The organism is Microbacterium maritypicum (genome assembly GCF_008868125.1).
GTDB lineage: Bacteria > Actinomycetota > Actinomycetes > Actinomycetales > Microbacteriaceae > Microbacterium > Microbacterium maritypicum.
The window spans coordinates 2,021,120-2,039,534 of the sequence record NZ_WAAQ01000001.1; the positions used below are offsets into that span (position 1 = coordinate 2,021,120).

The window sequence follows — 18,415 nt, forward strand, 5'->3', positions numbered from 1 at the left end:
TCGACTACGTCGCCAGCAGCGGCGGCCGATGGGGAATGGAGATCGGACGTGTGGCCCTGCTCGAACCACGCATCCGCTCGACGTCCTCGAGCACCTCGAAAACGGTCCCGTATCGGGTGGCGAGAGGCAGGTCGCGCAACCAGGTCACTTCGACTTCTGTTTCGGCGAGCTCGTACACGCACGCGACCACGTGGCGTGGATCGTTGGGCGAGTAACGAAGGTCGTTGATCACCCACTCCGATGCCGTGATGCGATTCAGCATGAAACGCGGATCCGGAAGTTCAGACATGTGGGGGCCCTCCAGGACTCTCTCTCCCTAGAGAGTGCGCCACGAACCGTTGCCGGGGAAGCCCCTTGACACCACGCGAGGACGGTGCCGTCGGTGGATTCGGTCGCGGCACGGGCGCGGAGAACCGCGACGATTCAGCGGCCCGGTCGCACCGTGAGGTCGGTGATCTCCGCGTCGCGAGGGAGGTCGAGCGCAGTGAGGATCGTCGTGACGACGGCCTCCGGGGTGATGAAGCGGCCGGCGTCGTACTCCTGCCCCTCCTGCTGATGCACGCGCTCCTGCATCGGAGTGGCGGTGCGCCCGGGGTAGATCGAGGTCACCCGCACGCCGTGCTGGGCCTCTTCCGCCCGCAGCGCATCGGCGAGGGCCCTGAGCCCGTGCTTCGATGCCGCATACGCCGACCATCCGGCGTTGGCACGGAGCCCGGCGCCCGAGTTCACGAACACGACCTGACCCTGAGACACGCGCAACACCGGCAGCAGGAGGCGCGTGAGCTCCGCGGGCGCGATGAGGTTGACCGCGAGCTGCTGCTCCCAGAGTGAGGGGGCGAGGTCGGCGACGTCACCGAGATCGACGACGCCGGCGACGTGCACCAGCGAGTCGATGCGGTCTGGCAGATGCTGCTTCGACAGCGCCCACGACAGACGGCCGGGCTGCGCGAGGTCGCCGACGAGGACGGATGCGCCGGGGAGCTCTTCCGCGATCTGCCGGGCACGCCCAGCGTCACGGACCAGCGCCACCACGCCGTCGCCACGGGACAGCAGTCGACGGGCGAGAACCGCGCCGATGCCGGAGCCCGCACCCGTGATCAGGTGCGTCGACATGTCAGCTGGGGTCTGCGGCGGGCTCGGCCACGTCGATCGGAACGACGGGGCAGTCCTTCCAGAGACGCTCAAGACCGTAGTAGACGCGCTCCTCCTGGTGGAAGACGTGCACGATCAGGTCGCCGAAATCGAGCAGCACCCACCGGGCTTCTGCACGTCCCTCGCGTCGTACCCGCTTGTGGCCCGACTCGATCAGTCGGTCCTCGATCTCATCGGCGATCGCGGCGACGTTGCGCTCGCTGTTTCCGGTGACGAGCAGGAAGATGTCCACGAGCGGAAGCGGCTCGGAGACGTTGAGCGCAACGAGATCCTCTCCACCCTTGTCGATGGCGGCTTGTGCTGCGAGGCGCAGCATCTCTTCGGCGGTTTCAGGTGATTGCATCAGAACACATTCGTGGTGATGGCGATGATGACGACGACACCGACAGCGAGGGCGAGGCCTCCGGCGACGATCGCCAGGGTGATCATCAGCCGGTTGCCCTTCTCAGGCGCCGGCGGACGGATCACCTCGCCGGCGGGCTTGATGGTGCTGACCGCCGAGCTGGCGGCGATCGGCGTGGGGGACGACGCGGGAGGAAGCTCGCCGTCGATGAGAACAGCGTCGACGTCCTTGCCGTCGGTGGTTCCGAGAGCATGGCCCTGCGAGCCCATGCCCTGCGGCAGTTCGTATGACCCGGTGACGAGGATCTCGCCGGTGGAGGCGACGGGGCCGGAGAGCGATCCTTCGCCCGGAGACGGGGTGAAGATCAGGGCGTTCGGCGCGGAGTGCTGCGAACCGGTCGAGTCGCCCACGGTGAGCAGTTCGTCGAACGACGGGCGGAACGGCGCATGCGGGTCCGGAGCATCGGCGAGGAGCCCCTCACCGAAGGCGGGGTTGACCGTGGGGCGAACCTCGGCGTCATCGTCGTCGTCGTCATCGGCATCGTCGACGTCGGCGAGCACGTCGTCGGCATCTTCGTCGGAACCGTCGGCGTCCTCCGTCACGAGGCCGAGAGCCGAAGCCACGTCCTCGTCGTGCGCCGACTCCTCAGCTTGCTCATCAGCGACCTCGAGCGGAACTTCGCCCACCGACTCCGCGGCGACGGATGCGCTCACGGGTGCGATGGCGGCCTCGTCGTCGATGTCGTCGTCGTCGCCGGGCTCTTCGTTCCTGGTGAAGTCCGGGACACCCGACACGATCTCCGCAGGAGCGTCAGCATCGTCCGCGATGGCGGCGGTCGACTCGACGGGGTTCTCCTCCGGCGCGTGGTCGGCAGGCTGCTCCGACTCCGTGTCGTCGGAATCCTCTGCAGCATCGTCGTCGGCGATGACCGGAACCGAGGCGGTGCGGACCTTCTCCAGCTCACGTGCCTGACGACGCGTCAGGGGTGCATCGCCGTTCGCCTCGTCGGCGTTCGACGTCGGTGCCGGCGCGACCTCGACGGGTTCGACAGCACGGGGCAGCGGCGGCACGGGGGGTGCCGCCTCAGCCGCCGCAGCGGCCTCTTCGTTGGAGATGACCGGGGTCGATCCCGTCAGCCGGATCTCCCGCAGCTGCTTTCGCGTCAGCGGACCCTGCTCCTGCTGATCCGATGTACTCATGCCTTGCTCCGATACAGATGATGCTTCGCGATGTACTGAACGACCCCATCAGGGACCAGATACCAGACCGGCTGATCGTCGCGAACGCGTTCACGGCAGTCCGTCGACGAGATCGACAGCGCCGGCACTTCGAGTTGGCTGACGTTGTCGCTCGGGAGGCCGTCGGTGCTCAGGACATGTCCGGGGCGTGAGACCGCGACGAAGTGGGCCAACTCCCACAACTCATCATGGTCCCTCCAACTGAGAATTTGCGCCACGGCGTCGGCACCGGTGATGAAGAAGAGCTCCGCATCCGGACGATCGCGCTTCAGATCGCGCAGCGTATCGATCGTGTAGGTGGGGCCCTCGCGGTCGATGTCGACGCGGCTGACCGTGAACTGCGGGTTCGAGGCGGTGGCGATCACCGTCATGAGATAGCGATGCTCGCTCGGCGAGACGCCCGACTTCTGCCACGGGTGTCCGGTCGGCACGAATACGACCTCGTCGAGACCGAGGGAGTTCGCGACTTCGCTGGCTGCGACCAGGTGGCCGTGATGGATGGGGTCGAACGTGCCGCCCATCACGCCGATGCGCGGGGTGCGCGTGGTCGCAGCGTCGTTCATGGGGGCCTAGTGGCCGTGTCCCGCCTCGTGACCGTCCTTGCCGTGCTGCGCAGCCCAGGCCTCGGCCTTCGCCGAGTGACGGTTGGCGACGTTCTTGTAGGAGAAGGTCACCAGTCCGAGGAAGGCGAACACGACCGCAGCGATGGCTCCGAAGATCACCGTTTCGAGCGCGACGTTGCCGTGGTGCTCGGTTTCGGCAGCGGCCATCGCGATCTGTGCGACGAGGTTCATCCTGACTCCGTTTCGTGGCGTGCTGTTCGGGATCCTGTGATGTACAGCGTCCCCCAGTCTAGCCCTCAGCCGCGGGTCTGCCCCGCCCCACGCGCGAGCCATTTCGTGCTGGTCAGCTCCGACAGGCCCATCGGCCCCCGCGCATGCAGCTTCTGGGTGGAGATGCCGACCTCCGCGCCGAAGCCGAACTCGGCGCCGTCGGTGAAGCGGGTCGAGGTGTTCACCATCACGACGGCCGAGTCCACCTCGGCGAGGAAGCGCTCCGCATTGCGCGAGTCGGTCGTGATGATCGATTCCGTGTGACCCGTGCTGTATCGGCGGATGTGATCGAGCGCCTCATCGAGGGAGTCGACGACCTTCATCGCGATGTCGAGGCTCAGGTACTCGGTCTCCCAGTCGTCCTCGACCGCGGGGATCACGTTGGAGACGAGACCGGCGACCATGTCGTCGCCGTGGATCGCGACCCCTTCGCTCTGCAGCGCGCTGGCCACCAGGGGGATCAGACGCGGAGCCGCCTGACGATGCACCAGAACGGTCTCCACCGCGTTGCACACGCTCGGGCGCTGGACCTTGGCGTTCACGACGATGTCACTCGCCCAGTCGTCCGGCGCCGTCTCGTCGAGGAAGATGTGGACGTTGCCCGCTCCGGTCTCGATGACGGGCACGGTCGACTCCGTGACGACCGCCTCGATGAGGCCGGCACTCCCCCGCGGGATCAGGACATCGATGAAGCCACGACCGTGCATGAGCGCCTTCGCGCCGTCACGACCGAAGTCGTCCACGGTCTGGATCGCCTCGGGCGTGAGTCCAGCGTTCTGCACGGCGCTGCGCATGACGTCGACGAGGACGGTGTTGGAGTCGCGGGCGGCACTCCCGCCGCGCAGCACCACGGCGTTGCCGGAACGCAGCGCGAGCGCGGCGATGTCGACCGTCACGTTGGGGCGGGCCTCGTAGATCGCGCCGACCACACCGAACGGCACGCGCACCTGCTCGAGAGCTACGCCGTTGGGCATCCGGTGTCCGCCGACCACGCGGCCGACGGGATCTGCGAGAGCGGCCACCTCGCGCACAGCCGCGGCGAGGGCCGCCACGCGCTTGTCGTCGAGACGCAGCCGGTCGATGAGCGACTCCCCGATGCCGTCCTCGCGTCCGCGGGCGATGTCGCGACCGTTCGCCTCGATGATGCGCGGCGCCGCATCCAGAAGCGACACGGCGATGGATTCGAGCACACGGGCCTTGTCATCGCTCGTGAGCGCTGCCGTGGCGCGGGAGGCCTCTTTGGCGCGCTCGAGGCGTGCCTGCGGGGTCTGGTCGGTCATCCGCCTAGTTTATGAGGTGGCCGGCTCGAACCAGGTCCCTATTTCGGCGCCGGCGAGAGCCTGCTCGACGAGGTCGGCACTGGTGACCAGCACCCCGATCCCCGACGCCGCCGCGAGGCGCGCCGCCGAGACCTTGGTGGCCGCTCCCCCGGTGCCGACGCTGTTGACGACCGTCGCTCCGAACTCGAGGCCGGTCAGGTCGGCGTCCGGGGCCACGATGTCGATCGGCTCGGCGTCGGGATCGGTCGGAGGCTTCGTGTAGAGCGACTCGATGTCGCTGAGCAGGATGAGCGCATCGGCTTCGATCAGCTGGGCGACGAGCGCACCGAGCCTGTCGTTGTCGCCGAAGCGGATCTCCTGAGTTGCGACCGTGTCGTTCTCGTTCACGATCGGCAGGGTGCGCAGCCCGAGCAGTCGCTCCATGGCGCGACGGGCGTTGGAGCGCGACGTCGGGTTCTCGAGGTCACCGGTGGTGAGGAGCACCTGCCCTGCGACGATGTCGAACGGACGCAGGGACTCCTGGTAGCGATACATGAGGATGTTCTGACCAACGGCCGCCGCGGCCTGCTGGGTCGCGAGGTCGGTCGGGCGGGCGTCCAACCGCAGGAACGGGATGCCCGACGCGATCGCACCCGATGACACCAGCACGACCTCGGCTCCGCGTGCATGCGCGGCAGCGAGGGCCTCGACGATGACGGGGATGCGCCAGGACGACTCACCGCTGATCGAGGAGGATCCGACCTTGACGACGATGCGGGACGCAGTGGCGAGTTCTGCGCGGGTTCGTGCTGTCACTCGCCGTCCTCGCGGTACGCGGCGAGACGCTGCGTCTCGACCTCGGCGCGGGCTTCGGCCTTGGCATCCATGCGCTCGTAGTACTGCTCGCGTCGCTCCGACGTCGTCCGTCGCGCGTTCGGGGCCAGACGGGGGTCGGTTCCACGCGGCGCACTCATCAGCTCCGCGGCCGATGTCATGGTGGGCTCCCAGTCGAAGACGATGCTGTCGCCCTCGCCGATGACGACGGTCGAGCCCTGAACGGCGCCGAGACGGAAGAGCTCGTCCTCGACACCGAGCTTCTCGAGTCGATCGGCGAGATAGCCGACGGCCTCTTCGTTCTGGAAGTCGGTCTGCTGCACCCATCGAACCGGCTTCTCACCCAGGATGCGGTACACGTTGCCGTAGGTGCCGCCCTCGACACGGATGGTGAATTCCTTCTTGGAGCCGCGAGGACGGATGATGACGCGCTCCGGCGGCGTCTCGAGCGCGGCTTCGGCACGCGCCTTCTCGACGAGCTCGCCCAACGCGAAGGTGAGCGGACGCAGCCCCTCGTGGGAGACCGTGGAGATCTCGAACACGCGGAACCCGCGAGCCTCGAGATCGGGGCGCACGAGCTCGGCGAGGTCGCGCGCCTCGGGGACGTCGATCTTGTTCAGAGCGATGAACTGCGGGCGCTCGAGGAGCGGCGTCTGTCCCTCGGGGACCTCGTAGGCACCGAGCTCGGCGAGGATGACGTCGAGGTCGGAGATCGGGTCACGACCGGGCTCCAGAGTCGCGCAGTCGAGCACGTGCAGCAGCGCCGAGCAGCGCTCGACGTGGCGGAGGAACTCGAGACCGAGTCCTCGGCCCTCGCTGGCGCCCTCGATCAGGCCGGGCACATCGGCGACCGTGTAGCGGAAGTCACCGACCTGCACCACGCCGAGGTTCGGGTGGAGGGTCGTGAACGGGTAATCGGCGATCTTGGGCCGGGCGGCGGAGATCGCACCGATCAGGCTCGACTTGCCGGCGGACGGGTAGCCCACGAGGGCGATGTCGGCGACCGTCTTCAGCTCGAGGATGATGTCACCCTCGTGCCCAGGGGTGCCCAGGAGAGCGAACCCGGGGGCCTTGCGCTTCGGGGTGGCGAGGGCGGCGTTGCCGAGCCCACCCATCCCGCCCTTGGCGACGACGAACCGCTCACCGGGGATGATCATGTCGATGAGGACTTCGCCGGCGGTGTTCTTCACCACGGTGCCGACCGGGACCGGCAGCTCGAGCGTCTCACCGAGGAACCCGGAGCGGTGGTCGCCCATGCCCGGACCGCCGTTGCCGGAGGAACGGTGCGGCGAGTGGTGATACGACAGCAACGTGCCGGTCTGAGGATCGGCGACGAGCACGACGTCGCCGCCGTCACCGCCGTTGCCTCCGTCCGGGCCGCCGAGCGGCTTGAACTTCTCGCGGTGCACGGAGACGCAGCCGTTGCCGCCCTTACCCGCACGCAGGTGCAGTGTGACGGTGTCGACGAACGTGACCATTTGCTAGTCCTCTGGGTTGCTGTGCGTTTTCGGAGGGCAGATACACGGACGGGGCGAGCCGAAGCCCGCCCCGAACCGGATATCTAGTGTCGCGCTGTGATCACTCAGCTGCGGCGACGATGTTGACGACCTTGCGGCCGCCCTTCGCGCCGAACTGGACCGCACCGGCGGCCAGAGCGAACAGCGTGTCGTCGCCGCCACGGCCGACGTTGACGCCGGGGTGGAAGTGCGTGCCGCGCTGGCGGACGATGATCTCGCCGGCGAGGACCTGCTGACCGCCGAAGCGCTTCACGCCGAGGCGCTGAGCGTTGGAGTCACGACCGTTACGGGTTGAGCTTGCGCCCTTTTTATGTGCCATGTCCTAATCCCCTCGGGCTTACTTGATGCCGGTGATCTTGACGCGCGTGAGCTCCTGGCGGTGGCCCTGACGCTTCTTGTAGCCGGTCTTGTTCTTGTACTTCTGGATGATGATCTTCGGGCCGCGGAGGTTGCCGATGACCTCAGCCGTGACCTTGACCTTCGCGAGCGAGTCAGCGTCGGTGGTCACCGTGGCGCCGTCGACGAGCAGCACTGCAGCCAGCTCGATCTTCTCGCCCTGGGCAGCCTTGACACGGTCGAGCTGAACGATCGTGCCGACCTCGACCTTCTCCTGCCGCCCACCGGCGCGCACTACTGCGTAAACCACTTCATACCTGTTTCGTTGGGGAGCTCGCGGCTCCGAGATCTCACGGGAAGACTGTTGCTTGCATGCACCGCAGAACGGCGGGTGCGAACGCAAGACTCTCCGCTTCGGCCGACGAGGACGACGCGGCATACGCACCAAGGGACTACTTTACCGGATGCGGGTCTGTGTCGCAAAGCGGGCCGCCTCCGATCTGTCTGGGCGCACGCTCGAGCCCCACCCCATCGCTGCGGACGTAGGCTGACGAGGTGACCGTACTCGTCGACGACCCGCTCTGGCCCGCCCACGGACGCCTGTGGGCACACCTGGTCAGCGACGAGAGCCTCGATGAGCTGCACGCGTTCGCGCGGGCGAACGGCATCGCTCCGCGCGCGTTCGACCTCGACCACTACGACGTGCCGGAGGAGATCATCCCCCGGCTCGTCGCCGCCGGCGCTCAGCATGTGAAAGGCAAAGAGTTGGTGCGTCGCCTGATCGCCTCAGGACTCCGAGTCCGCAGCCGCGACCGGCGCTGACGGCTCGTTGTTCACCGAGACGGGAGTGCCGGTGAGCGCTGCCGTGCTCACCCGACGACGCCCTCGCCCCTGACCGGGTGCCTTCGGCTCCGGAAGGGCATCGAGAACCGAGTCGAGCAGCTGCTCAGCGGGAGTCTTCGGGCCCTTGCGGTCGCCGCCGCGCTTCTTGCGGGCCTTCTTCGGACGCTCGGCAGCTGCGGGCGCCTCCGCCGCGACGTCGACCGTCTCGGCTTCGTGCGCCGCCCCCTCGGCCGTCGGAGCGATGGTCGAGGCCGCGATCTGCGCGAGAGCCGACTTGGCGCCCTCTGTGATGCTGTGGGTGACGGCCGGCGCCGCAGGAGCGCTCTGGCTCTGCCCGTTGCCGTTGCTGTTGCCGTTGCCGCCGTTGCCGCGCTGGCGACGACCGCTCTGCCCGTTGCCGTTGCTGTTGCCGCCCCCATTGCTGTTGCTGGAGCGGTGCTTCACGACCGGGTCGTGGTGCACGATCACGCCACGACCGGCACACACCTCGCACGCCTCGCTGAAGGTCTCCAGCAGGCCGAGGCCGAGCTTCTTTCTCGTCATCTGCACGAGGCCGAGTGAGGTGACCTCGGCGACCTGGTGCTTCGTGCGGTCGCGGCTCAGGCATTCGATCAGTCGACGCAGCACGAGGTCGCGGTTGGATTCGAGCACCATGTCGATGAAGTCGACGACGATGATGCCGCCGATGTCACGCAGACGCAGCTGGCGGACGATCTCCTCCGCAGCCTCGAGGTTGTTCTTGGTGACCGTCTCCTCGAGGTTTCCGCCGGAGCCGACGAACTTGCCGGTGTTCACATCGACGACCGTCATGGCCTCGGTGCGGTCGATCACGAGCGAGCCGCCGGAGGGCAGCCACACCTTGCGGTCGAGCGCCTTCTCGATCTGCTCCGTGATGCGGAAAGCATCGAAGGGGTCGGTCTCGTCCTCGTAGGCTTCGACGCGCTCCAGCAGGTCGGGGGCGACGCTCTCCAGGTACGCACGGATGGTCTGCTGCGCATCTTCGCCCTGGATCAGCATCTTCGTGAAGTCCTCGTTGAAGACGTCGCGGACGATCTTCACGAGAAGGTCGGGCTCAGCGTGCAGGAGCGCGGGCGCCTGCTGGTTCTCGACCTGCTTCTGGATGTGCTCCCACTGCGAGGTGAGTCGCTGTACGTCACGGGTCAGCTGGTCTTCGGTGGCACCCTCGGCCGCAGTGCGGACGATCACGCCGGAGGACTCCGGCAGCACCTCCTTGAGGATGCGCTTGAGGCGCGCACGCTCGTTGTCGGGGAGCTTGCGGCTGATGCCGTTCATCGACCCGCCCGGCACGTAGACCAGGTAGCGGCCGGGGAGCGAGATCTGGCTCGTGAGACGCGCGCCCTTGTGTCCGACCGGGTCCTTCGTCACCTGCACGAGAACGCGGTCGCCGGGCTTGAGCGCCAGCTCGATGCGACGCGGCTGGTTGCCGGTCTCGACACCGTCCCAGTCGACCTCACCGGAGTACAGCACGGCGTTGCGCCCGCGACCGATGTCGACGAAGGCGGCCTCCATGCTGGGGAGGACGTTCTGGACGCGGCCCAGGTAGACGTTCCCGATGAGCGACGCGTCCTGGTTGCGGGCGACATAGTGCTCGACGAGCACGCCGTCCTCGAGGACGCCGATCTGGGTACGGCCGTTCTTGGACCGGACGACCATCTTGCGGTCGACCGACTCACGGCGCGCGAGGAACTCTGCTTCGGTCACGACGGGGCGACGGCGTCCGGCATCGCGGCCGTCGCGGCGACGCTGCTTCTTCGCCTCGAGACGCGTCGACCCCTTGATCGCCTTCGGCTCGGTGATGTACTCCACGACGCGCTGACGCTGACGCGGCTCTTCACGCTGATCCTCGCCCTCGGAGCCACCGCGGCGACGACGGCCACGACCACGGCCCGCCGCGTCTTCCTGGGGCTGCTCGCGCTCGGCGATGCGGTCGAAGATGCGCTCGCGACCCGGGCGTGCGGGAAGAGGGACGACCTCCGGCGCGTAGAAGTGCAGCTGCGTGGAGACCTGGGAGACGAACACCTCGGGAAGCAGGCCGAGCGACACGGCGGTCACCGGAGCCGGAGCCTCCGGAGCAGCCGGAGCCTCCTCGACGGTGGTCTCCGCGGCGGTGGTCTCCGAGGCGGTGGTCTCCTCGACGACCGGCTCGGCCACGGGCTCTGCGTCTGCCTCTGAAAAGGCAGCCGGCAGCGTCTCGGTGGTCCCCTCTGCCTCAGCGCTCGCTCCTGCAGCGGCTTCCGCGTCAGCTTCTGCTTCCGCCTGTGCATCCGCGACCGACTCGGCGGCAGCAGCAGCGTCGTCGGCAGCGGCCGCGGCGTCATCCGCAGCGGCATAGCCGGCGGCGACGTCATCGGCGGCGGCGTCCTCTGCCACCTCTGCCGCTTCGGAGAGCTCATCGCCCTCGTCCGACGACCCTGTGAGGTCGTCCGCCTCGGGAGCAGTGGGCTCCGTCAGCTCTCCCGCGGCGTCAGCCGGGAAGTCGAGGGTAGGGGCGTTGTTGTCATTGTTGTCATCGGCCATCTCTGGCTTACTCCCTGCACGGGACACTCGGTGTCCTGTGAAATCTCATGCGGTACCCGCGGGTTCCGCGAACTCACTCGGTTTGCGACCGGCTCATGGCTCTGATCGCGTGGGGCATTGGACCCCGAAGTCTGCTTGATGCGTGTCGCGGCAACGCCGTTCATCGCATCACAGGCCATTATCGCACCAAGTGGCTCCGTTCGCGGCATCCCATCACGCGCAGCGAGTTTTCTCCGGCCTGTTCTCGCCGCATCCATAGCAGTCGCTGGGATAATCCCCAGTATGAGCGAGCAGCGCACCCGCCCCGTCATCTATGCCGTCTGGCTGATCATCGCGAGTGTGGTGGGCTGGTTCGCCGCCTTCCAGCTCACGATCGAGAAGTTCGTGCTGGCGGCGAATCCGGACGCCGTGCTGAGCTGCAACGTCAGCGTCATGATCCAGTGCGGCAAGAATCTCGACTCGTGGCAGGGCGAGGTGTTCGGCTTCCCCAACCCCCTGCTCGGCATCGCCGGTTGGATGGCTCCCCTGTTCATCGGCGTCGCACTGCTCGCAGGCTCGCGCTTCCCGCGATGGTTCTGGATGACGTTCGGTGCGGGCGTCACGTTCGCCTTCGGCCTCGTGTGCTGGCTGATCTGGCAGAGCATCTACGCGCCCAACCTCGGCGTGCTCTGCCCCTGGTGCATGCTGACCTGGTCGGTCACCATCCCCACCTTCTTCGCGACGATGCTGCATCTGACCCGCAACGGCACGTTCACGAGCAACGAGAAGCTGAAGGACCGGGCGAACCGGCTGATGGTCTGGGTCCCCCTTGCGACGATCCTCGCCTACGCCGTGGTCATCCTGCTCGCGCAGCTGCGCGGCCTCGACCTCCTCGGAGAGGTCATCGGCATGGTCTTCTGACCCTCGGCTGATATCGGACGGATACGGAAGAAGCCCGCCCGTCGATCCTCGGATCGACGGGCGGGCTTCTTCGGCGTGACGGGCGCTCAGTCGAACCAGATGCCGAGCTCGCGAGCTGCCGACTCGGGGCTGTCCGAGCCGTGCACGAGGTTCTGCTGCACCTTGAGTCCCCAGTCGCGACCGAAGTCGCCACGGATCGTGCCGGGGGCCGCGGTCGTCGGGTCGGTGGTGCCCGCGAGCGAGCGGAAGCCCTCGATCACGCGGTTGCCCGCGAGACGGATGGCGACCGAGGGGCCGGAGAGCATGAACTCGAGCAGCGGCTCATAGAACGGCTTGCCCTCGTGCTCTGCGTAGTGCTCGGCGAGCAGGTCGCGGTCGGGCTCGACCAGGCGGATGTCGACGAGGGCGTAGCCCTTCGCCTCGATGCGGGCGAGGATCGCGCCGGTGAGGCCGCGAGCGACACCATCGGGCTTGACGAGGACGAGGGTTTCTTCGGTGGCCATGTCATTCACTCTCTGTCTGAGTCTCGGTCGTGGGCTCGGCGGGGCGTCGTGCGTCCAATCGGGCCCCTCCGATGGTCGCATACGCCCACATGCCGCCGAAAATCAGGACGACGAGCAGGATCGACGGGACGAAGAACGCCGACAGGGCGACGACGGCCTGGATGACCCATCCTGCGGTGAGCGCCCAGGGCTTCGTGATCATCCCGGCGATCACGATGCAGGCGAGCGCGAGCACGGCGCCGGCGACGATCGCCCACCACTGCTCGATCCCCTCGGGAAGCTGGCGCAGCCCGAAGATCGTGAGGCCGACGAGGAAGACCACGATGGCCTCGAAGCCCAGCACGACCGGTGCGAGCTTCTGCACGAGGGTGCGCGGCGGACGTGGCCGGCGAGCAGGTGTCGCCTCGGCACTCATGCGCGCCACCCCGCCTTCCAATCCTCGTCCTGCGCCAGCGCGATCGCCTCACCGGCGAGCACGACCGACCCCGCGATGATCACCGCACGCCGGTCGGAGGATGCGGCCCACTCACGCGCGGCGTCGGCGGCATCGGCGAGCGAGTGGTGCACGGTCGCGCGCTGTCCGTTCTGCTCGACGAGGTCGGCGATCGCATCTGCATCGCTCGCGCGGTCGGAATCCGGAGCGGTGGCGAACACGTGAGCCGCGGTGGGAGCCAGCTCAGCGACGATACCGGCGGCGTCCTTGTCGGCGAGCACACCGAGCACCAGACCCCACTCGTCGAAGTCGAAGCTGTCGTCCAGCGCCTGAGCGAGCGCCTTGGCGCCGTGCGGGTTGTGCGCGGCGTCGACGATCACGGTCGGGGCGATGCCGAGTAGCTGCAGCCTTCCGGGCGAGGTGCTCTCCTGCAGGCCTGCCGTGACGATGTCCGCGGCGATGCGCTGGGTGGCCCCGCCGATGAGCGACTCGACGGCGGCGACGGCGAGAGCGGCGTTGTGCCCCTGGTGCGCACCGTAGAGCGGGAGGTACTCCTCGGCGTACTCCCCCGCCAGGCCGCGGATCGTGAGCAGCTGCCCACCGACCGCGAGCTTCTGCTCCGTGAGACCGAACTCCTCGCCCTCGAAGGCGATGGTCGCGTTGCGCTCTGCCGCCACCCGACGCAGCACCTCGGCCGCCTCTGCGGGCTGCTGGGCCGACACCACCGCCGCGCCCTCCTTGATGATGCCGGCCTTGACCTCGGCGATCTCGGCGATCGTGCTGCCGAGACGGTCGGCGTGGTCGATGTCGATCGGGGCGAACACCGCCACGTCACCATCGGCCGTGTTCGTGGAATCCCACTCGCCGCCCATGCCGACCTCGAGCACCAGCACGTCGATCGGCGCGTCGGCCACTGCGACGAACGCCAGCACGGTCAGCAGCTCGAAGAACGTCAGCGGAGCGTCGCCGGCTGCCTCGAGCTCGGCGTCGACGATGTCGACGAACGGCTCGATCTCGTCCCACGCGTCCGCCACCGCCTCGTCGGCGATCGGCTCGCCGTCGATCATGATGCGCTCGGTGAAGCGCTCGAGGTGGGGACTCGTGAACAGTCCGGTGCGCAGATCGTGCGCCCGCAACAGGCTCTCGATCATCCGCGCGGTCGACGTCTTGCCGTTCGTGCCCGTGATGTGCACGACGCGGTAGGTGCGCTGCGGGTCGTCGAGGAAGGCGAGGATGCGGGCGGTGCGCTCCTTGCGGGGCTGGACCCAGCGCTCTCCCGCGCGGCTCAGAAGGGCTTCGTAGACGGCATCGGCCCGGTCGGCGGCGCTCATGCTGCTGCTCCCATCCTGGTGACGGCGATCGTGAAGTCACCGGCGTTCGCATAGGTACCGGCGGGGATGACGGCGGAGAACTCGGGCGTCACTGCCGCGGCGGCGGCGAGCACCGTCCCGTGTCCGAAGATCGAGTCGCCCTGCGCGTCGATCACGAAGTACTCCTCGGCCAGGGTCTCCGCCGCGATCCCGGCGAGGTCGAAGGCGGAGACGACAGCTGTGGTGTCCACGTCGTCCTGGAACCGGAGCACCAGCTGGATGCGATCGCTGACGTCGAAGTCGGCGTTCTTGCGGGTCTCCTGCACGGCGCGGATCACATCGCGGGCGAGCCCCTCGGCTTCCAGCTCCGGGGTCGTCGTCGTGTCGAGCAGCACGAAGCCGCCGGTGGGGACGATGGCGAGAGCCTCTCCCTCCGGGCGGCCCGTGGTCTCGAGCACGAGCTCGTACTCCGAGGGTTCGAGCACGATGCCGCCCGCGGTCACGACGCCAGAGACCTCGCTCCAGTCTCCCGAACGCGCAGCCTGGATGGCCTTCTGCACCTCCTTGCCCAGACGCGGCCCCGCCGCGCGGGCGTTGACGCTGAGGCGGTGGGCGATGCCGTACTCCGTCGCCGTGTCATCGGCGAGCGGAACGAGCTCCACCGACTTCACGTTCAGCTCCTCGCGGAGGATGTCCTCGAACTGGCCGAGCGACGCCGCCAGCGGCGAGACCACGGTGAAGCGGGCGAGCGGGAGGCGCACGCGCAGCTTCTCCTTCTTGCGCAGAGCATTGCCGACGCTCGACAGCTCGCGTACCGCGTCCATCGCGTCGCGGATCTCGTCCGCCGCCGGGAACTGCGCCGCGTCGGGCCAGTCGGTCAGGTGCACGCTGCGTCCGCCGGTGAGGCCCTGCCACACGCGCTCGCTGACGAGCGGTACGAGAGGCGCCGCGACACGGGTGAGCGTCTCGAGCACGGTGTAGAGCGTGTCGAAGGCCTCGCGGCTCTTCGGGTCTTCCGTCACGCCGGTCCAGAAGCGGTCGCGCGAGCGCCGGATGTACCAGTTGGTGAGCACCTCGGCGAAGTCACGCAGACGCGCGGACGCGGTGGTGGAGTCGAGGCCCTCGAGGTCGGCGCGCACCTCGCGGACGAGGTCGCCCAGACGCGCCAGGATGTAGCGGTCGAGCACATCGGTGGAGTCGGTGCGCCAGGAGGCCTCGTATCCGTCGGCGCCGGATGCATTGGCGTAGGTCGCGAAGAAGTACCACGAGTTCCACAGCGGCAGCAGGAATTCGCGGACGCCCGAGCGGATGCCCTCCTCGGTGACGGCGAGGTTGCCTCCGCGCAGCACCGAGCTCGACATCAGGAACCAGCGCATCGCGTCGGAGCCGTCGCGGTCGAGCACCTCGGACACGTCGGGGTAGTTGCGCAGCGACTTCGACATCTTGTAGCCGTCGCTGCCGAGCACGATGCCGTGGCAGCTGACACCCGTGAACGCGGGGCGATCGAACAGCGCGGTCGACAGCACGTGCATGACGTAGAACCATCCGCGGGTCTGCCCGATGTACTCGACGATGAAGTCGGCCGGCGAGTGCGAGTCGAACCACTCCTGGTTCTCGAACGGGTAGTGCACCTGCGCATAGGGCATCGAGCCCGAGTCGAACCACACGTCGAAGACGTCTTCGATGCGGCGCATCGTGCTCTTGCCGGTGGGGTCGTCGGGGTTCGGGCGCGTGAGGTCGTCGATGTACGGCCGGTGCAGGTCGATCTCGCCCTCGGGGTTGCGCGGCAACGTGCCGAAGTCGCGCTCGAGCTCCTCCAGCGAGCCGTAGGCGTCGACACGCGGGTACTCCGGGTCGTCGCTCTTCCAGATCGGGATCGGCGAACCCCAGTAGCGGTTGCGGCTGATCGACCAGTCGCGCGCGCCTTCGAGCCACTTGCCGAACTGCCCGTGCTTGACGTTCTCCGGCACCCACGTGATCTGCTCGTTGTTCGCGAGCAGGTCGTCCTTGATGTCCGTCACGCGGATGAACCAGCTCGAGACGGCCTTGTAGATCAGGGGGTTCCGGCAGCGCCAGCAGTGCGGGTACGAGTGCTCGTAGCTCTGCAGGCGGATCAGACGACCGTTGTCGCGGATCAGGCGCACGAGCGGCGTGTTCGCCTCCATCCACAGCTCGCCCGCCACATCGGTGACGTTCGGGAGGAAGCGTCCACCGTCGTCGAGGGACAGGATCGTGGGGATCCCAGCGGCGCCGGCGACACGCTGGTCGTCCTCACCGTAGGCCGGGGCCTGGTGGACGATGCCGGTGCCGTCGCTGACGGTGACGTAGTCGTCGACCAGGATGCGCCAGGCGTTCTCGGTCCCGTAGGTCTCGGTGTCGGCGTAGTAGTCGAACAGCCGGTCGTACGTCACATCCTGCAGCTCGGCGCCGCGGACCGTGGCGTCGACGGCCGCGAGAGCCTCTTCGGTGCTCTCGTAGCCGAGGTCCTTGGCGTATCCGCCGACGAGCTGACGGGCGAGCAGGTAGCGGTGCGCGGAGGACTCGATAGCGGCATCCGTGGTCCCTGCGGCCTGGTGCACGTCGGCCGCACCGTTCGGACCGGCGGGGAGCACGACGTACTCGATCTCCGGGCCCACGGCGAGCGCGAGGTTGGTCGGCAGGGTCCAGGGCGTGGTCGTCCAGGCGAGGGCGCGGACGCCGGTGAGACCGAGCGCTTCCGCCTTGGCTCCCGTCAGCGGGAAGGTGACCGTGACGGACGGGTCCTGACGCATCTGGTAGACGTCGTCGTCCATGCGCAGCTCGTGGGCGCTGAGCGGAGTCTCATCGCGCCAGCAGTACGGCAGCACGCGGTATCCCTCGTAGGCGAGGCCCTTGTCGTAGAGGGTCTTGAACGCCCACAGCACGCTCTCCATGTAGCCGAGGTCGAGCGTCTTGTACCCGCGCTCGAAGTCGACCCAGCGCGCCTGACGGGTGACGTAGTCCTGCCACTCGTGCGTGTAGGTCAGGACCGAGCTCTTCGCCTTCGCGTTGAAGACGTCGATGCCCATCTCCTCGATCTCGGCCTTCTCGGTGATCCCGAGCTGCTTCATGGCCTCGAGCTCGGCCGGCAGCCCGTGCGTGTCCCACCCGAAGACACGATCGACCTTGTGGCCGGTCATGGTCTGGAAGCGCGGGAACACGTCCTTCGCGTACCCGGTGAGCAGGTGACCGTAGTGCGGCAGGCCGTTCGCGAACGGAGGCCCGTCGTAGAACACCCATTCGGGTGAGCCCTCACGCTGCGCGATCGAGGCGCGGAAGGTGTCGTCCGTCTTCCAGAACGCGAGCACCTCCTCCTCGATCTGCGGGAAGCGGGGGCTGGGCGCGACGGAATCGGCGGCGGGGCCGAAGGAGGAACGGGGGTAGGTCATCGTGTCTCGCAGTGGTCGTCGTGGCGGATGCTCCTGCGAGGACGATCCTCGCGGACCGCGGTACCACCTCGCGTGCCACGCCTTACGACGCGACCACTCTCACTGCGGCTGTGACGGGCCTGCCCCGCTCGGTTCTACTGAGCGCTTCCCGAAGGCGACGCCGTTCTTCCGAGAGCTCCCCGGTGATGGCCGGATCGACGCTCGTGTGTCCAGTGTACGCGTGCGTACACCCTCAGGACGCTCCTCTGCTCTCCTGGCCCCGGCCTCCCGCGCGCCGGGAGCGATGTCGCCGGCGCACCCTACGCTCGAAGCATGGCCCGCACCCCCGAGTCCCCCGCCCCTCCCCGCATCACCGCTCCCGACCTGCCGCCCGTGCTCGAGCCTGCATTTCCCGCGCGCAGCGCCGACCTCATCGCCGCCAGGCTCGACCTGAACGGCACCGTCGATCTCGCCTACTCGACGCTGGAGCAGTGCATCCTGAGCGCCGACGCGGACGCCATCGACCTCACCGGCGCGACGGTCGTCGACGTCGACATGTCCGGTGTGCGCATCGCCTCGCTCCGCATGCGCGATGCCGGTGTGCGGCGGGTGCGGATCAGCGGCGGGCGTATCGGCACTCTCGACCTCAGCGAGGCGCTCATCTCGGAGCTCGACCTGCGGGATGTGCGCATCGACTATCTGAATCTGGGGGCGGCCAAGATCACCGATCTCGAGATCTCGGGGTGCAGCATCCGCACCATCGACATGCCGCAGGCCGAGCTCTCCCGTGTGCGCTTCACAGCCACATCGAGCGACGAGGTCGACCCACGGGGCATGCGTGCGAAAGACGTGGATCTGCGTGGGCTCGACGCCGTCGCCTATCTCGACGCCCACAGCCTCCGCGGGGCCACCCTCACCTCGTTCCAGGTGCAGCAGCTCGCCCCGGCGCTGGCGGCGGGCATCGGCATCCAGATCAAGGACTGACGGCAG

19 protein-coding genes are annotated in these 18,415 nt (G+C 68.1%); 3 read left to right on the forward strand and 16 right to left on the reverse strand.

Annotated features, from left to right (window positions below):
* Positions 1 to 4: 4 nt before the first annotated feature.
* The 11 genes from F6W70_RS09785 to rplU all read right to left on the reverse strand — a co-directional run bounded on the left by F6W70_RS09785 (position 5) and on the right by rplU (position 7,822).
* On the reverse strand, positions 5 to 289 hold the full coding sequence (locus F6W70_RS09785; protein WP_055867594.1) for a hypothetical protein: 285 nt from the start codon (positions 287 to 289) through the stop codon (positions 5 to 7).
* A gap of 134 nt (positions 290 to 423) precedes the next feature.
* Positions 424 to 1,113, reverse strand: a complete 690-nt coding sequence (locus tag F6W70_RS09790) for an SDR family oxidoreductase (RefSeq protein ID WP_055872381.1) — start codon at positions 1,111 to 1,113, stop codon at positions 424 to 426.
* A gap of 1 nt (position 1,114) precedes the next feature.
* Positions 1,115 to 1,495: a ribosome silencing factor gene (rsfS, locus tag F6W70_RS09795; RefSeq protein ID WP_017830333.1), complete on the reverse strand. Its 381-nt coding sequence runs from the start codon at positions 1,493 to 1,495 to the stop codon at positions 1,115 to 1,117.
* A complete protein-coding gene (locus F6W70_RS09800) occupies positions 1,495 to 2,694 on the reverse strand; it encodes a hypothetical protein (RefSeq protein ID WP_151486502.1) in 1,200 nt (399 codons plus the stop codon). Before F6W70_RS09800 ends, rsfS begins: the two co-directional genes overlap by 1 nt.
* Positions 2,691 to 3,296 carry a nicotinate-nucleotide adenylyltransferase gene (gene nadD / locus F6W70_RS09805; protein WP_055867584.1) on the reverse strand — a complete coding sequence of 202 codons (606 nt, stop codon included), beginning with the start codon at positions 3,294 to 3,296 and terminating at the stop codon, positions 2,691 to 2,693. The genes F6W70_RS09800 and nadD overlap by 4 nt, the downstream gene beginning before the upstream one ends.
* Positions 3,297 to 3,302: 6 nt before the next feature.
* Entirely contained in the window at positions 3,303 to 3,527 is a 225-nt protein-coding gene (locus F6W70_RS09810) for a hypothetical protein (RefSeq protein WP_021198522.1), read from the reverse strand.
* 65 nt (positions 3,528 to 3,592) lie between these two features.
* Positions 3,593 to 4,846 carry a glutamate-5-semialdehyde dehydrogenase gene (locus tag F6W70_RS09815; RefSeq protein WP_151486503.1) on the reverse strand — a complete coding sequence of 418 codons (1,254 nt, stop codon included), beginning with the start codon at positions 4,844 to 4,846 and terminating at the stop codon, positions 3,593 to 3,595.
* A gap of 9 nt (positions 4,847 to 4,855) precedes the next feature.
* Entirely contained in the window at positions 4,856 to 5,641 is a 786-nt protein-coding gene (proB, locus tag F6W70_RS09820) for a glutamate 5-kinase (RefSeq protein ID WP_055867577.1), read from the reverse strand.
* Positions 5,638 to 7,137, reverse strand: coding sequence for a GTPase ObgE (obgE, locus tag F6W70_RS09825; RefSeq protein WP_055867574.1), 1,500 nt, complete (start codon positions 7,135 to 7,137; stop codon positions 5,638 to 5,640). The genes proB and obgE overlap by 4 nt, the downstream gene beginning before the upstream one ends.
* Positions 7,138 to 7,237: 100 nt before the next feature.
* The gene (gene rpmA / locus F6W70_RS09830) at positions 7,238 to 7,495 is read right to left on the reverse strand and encodes a 50S ribosomal protein L27 (protein ID WP_028501603.1); all 258 of its coding nucleotides are present in this window, start codon (positions 7,493 to 7,495) and stop codon (positions 7,238 to 7,240) included.
* Positions 7,496 to 7,513: 18 nt separating this feature from the next.
* Entirely contained in the window at positions 7,514 to 7,822 is a 309-nt protein-coding gene (rplU, locus tag F6W70_RS09835) for a 50S ribosomal protein L21 (RefSeq protein WP_028501602.1), read from the reverse strand.
* 245 nt (positions 7,823 to 8,067) lie between these two features.
* On the opposite strand from rplU, the gene F6W70_RS09840 reads away from it, so the two are divergent.
* A complete protein-coding gene (locus F6W70_RS09840) occupies positions 8,068 to 8,334 on the forward strand; it encodes a DUF4031 domain-containing protein (RefSeq protein ID WP_055867569.1) in 267 nt (88 codons plus the stop codon).
* Here F6W70_RS09840 and F6W70_RS09845 read toward each other — a convergent pair.
* Complete coding sequence (locus F6W70_RS09845; RefSeq protein WP_151486504.1) at positions 8,299 to 10,893, reverse strand: Rne/Rng family ribonuclease; 2,595 nt, start codon at positions 10,891 to 10,893, stop codon at positions 8,299 to 8,301. The two genes, F6W70_RS09840 and F6W70_RS09845, sit on opposite strands and share 36 nt — an antisense overlap.
* Before the next feature lie 282 nt (positions 10,894 to 11,175).
* Here F6W70_RS09845 and F6W70_RS09850 point away from each other — a divergent pair, with 282 nt between their 5' ends.
* Entirely contained in the window at positions 11,176 to 11,793 is a 618-nt protein-coding gene (locus tag F6W70_RS09850) for a vitamin K epoxide reductase family protein (protein WP_017830322.1), read from the forward strand.
* An 86-nt stretch (positions 11,794 to 11,879) separates the two neighbouring features.
* Here F6W70_RS09850 and ndk read toward each other — a convergent pair whose 3' ends face one another.
* The 4 genes from ndk to ileS are packed head-to-tail and all read right to left on the reverse strand — an operon-like array spanning position 11,880 to position 17,446.
* Positions 11,880 to 12,296: a nucleoside-diphosphate kinase gene (ndk, locus tag F6W70_RS09855; protein WP_017830321.1), complete on the reverse strand. Its 417-nt coding sequence runs from the start codon at positions 12,294 to 12,296 to the stop codon at positions 11,880 to 11,882.
* Position 12,297: 1 nt separating this feature from the next.
* Positions 12,298 to 12,711, reverse strand: coding sequence for a DUF4233 domain-containing protein (locus F6W70_RS09860; protein WP_229778863.1), 414 nt, complete (start codon positions 12,709 to 12,711; stop codon positions 12,298 to 12,300).
* Positions 12,708 to 14,060 (reverse strand): bifunctional folylpolyglutamate synthase/dihydrofolate synthase, encoded by a 1,353-nt coding sequence (locus F6W70_RS09865; protein WP_055867556.1) that lies wholly within the window; start codon positions 14,058 to 14,060, stop codon positions 12,708 to 12,710. Before F6W70_RS09865 ends, F6W70_RS09860 begins: the two co-directional genes overlap by 4 nt.
* Positions 14,057 to 17,446 (reverse strand): isoleucine--tRNA ligase, encoded by a 3,390-nt coding sequence (gene ileS / locus F6W70_RS09870; RefSeq protein WP_151486505.1) that lies wholly within the window; start codon positions 17,444 to 17,446, stop codon positions 14,057 to 14,059. The genes F6W70_RS09865 and ileS overlap by 4 nt, the downstream gene beginning before the upstream one ends.
* A gap of 312 nt (positions 17,447 to 17,758) precedes the next feature.
* On the opposite strand from ileS, the gene F6W70_RS09875 reads away from it, so the two are divergent.
* Positions 17,759 to 18,409: a pentapeptide repeat-containing protein gene (locus F6W70_RS09875; RefSeq protein WP_151486506.1), complete on the forward strand. Its 651-nt coding sequence runs from the start codon at positions 17,759 to 17,761 to the stop codon at positions 18,407 to 18,409.
* Positions 18,410 to 18,415 lie beyond the last annotated feature (6 nt).

Excerpts from the sequence above, each read along its gene's own strand:
- F6W70_RS09785 (WP_055867594.1), bottom strand. The coding sequence starts at position 289 with ATGTCTGAACTTCCGGATCCGCGTTTCATGCTGAATCGCATCACGGCA.
- F6W70_RS09790 (WP_055872381.1), bottom strand. The coding sequence starts at position 1,113 with ATGTCGACGCACCTGATCACGGGTGCGGGCTCCGGCATCGGCGCGGTT.
- rsfS (WP_017830333.1), bottom strand. The coding sequence starts at position 1,495 with ATGCAATCACCTGAAACCGCCGAAGAGATGCTGCGCCTCGCAGCACAA.
- F6W70_RS09800 (WP_151486502.1), bottom strand. The coding sequence starts at position 2,694 with ATGAGTACATCGGATCAGCAGGAGCAGGGTCCGCTGACGCGAAAGCAG.
- nadD (WP_055867584.1), bottom strand. The coding sequence starts at position 3,296 with ATGAACGACGCTGCGACCACGCGCACCCCGCGCATCGGCGTGATGGGC.
- F6W70_RS09810 (WP_021198522.1), bottom strand. The coding sequence starts at position 3,527 with ATGAACCTCGTCGCACAGATCGCGATGGCCGCTGCCGAAACCGAGCAC.
- F6W70_RS09815 (WP_151486503.1), bottom strand. The coding sequence starts at position 4,846 with ATGACCGACCAGACCCCGCAGGCACGCCTCGAGCGCGCCAAAGAGGCC.
- obgE (WP_055867574.1), bottom strand. The coding sequence starts at position 7,137 with ATGGTCACGTTCGTCGACACCGTCACACTGCACCTGCGTGCGGGTAAG.
- rpmA (WP_028501603.1), bottom strand. The coding sequence starts at position 7,495 with ATGGCACATAAAAAGGGCGCAAGCTCAACCCGTAACGGTCGTGACTCC.
- F6W70_RS09845 (WP_151486504.1), bottom strand. The coding sequence starts at position 10,893 with ATGGCCGATGACAACAATGACAACAACGCCCCTACCCTCGACTTCCCG.
- F6W70_RS09850 (WP_017830322.1), top strand. The coding sequence starts at position 11,176 with ATGAGCGAGCAGCGCACCCGCCCCGTCATCTATGCCGTCTGGCTGATC.
- ndk (WP_017830321.1), bottom strand. The coding sequence starts at position 12,296 with ATGGCCACCGAAGAAACCCTCGTCCTCGTCAAGCCCGATGGTGTCGCT.
- F6W70_RS09860 (WP_229778863.1), bottom strand. The coding sequence starts at position 12,711 with ATGAGTGCCGAGGCGACACCTGCTCGCCGGCCACGTCCGCCGCGCACC.
- F6W70_RS09865 (WP_055867556.1), bottom strand. The coding sequence starts at position 14,060 with ATGAGCGCCGCCGACCGGGCCGATGCCGTCTACGAAGCCCTTCTGAGC.
- ileS (WP_151486505.1), bottom strand. The coding sequence starts at position 17,446 with ATGACCTACCCCCGTTCCTCCTTCGGCCCCGCCGCCGATTCCGTCGCG.
- F6W70_RS09875 (WP_151486506.1), top strand. The coding sequence starts at position 17,759 with ATGGCCCGCACCCCCGAGTCCCCCGCCCCTCCCCGCATCACCGCTCCC.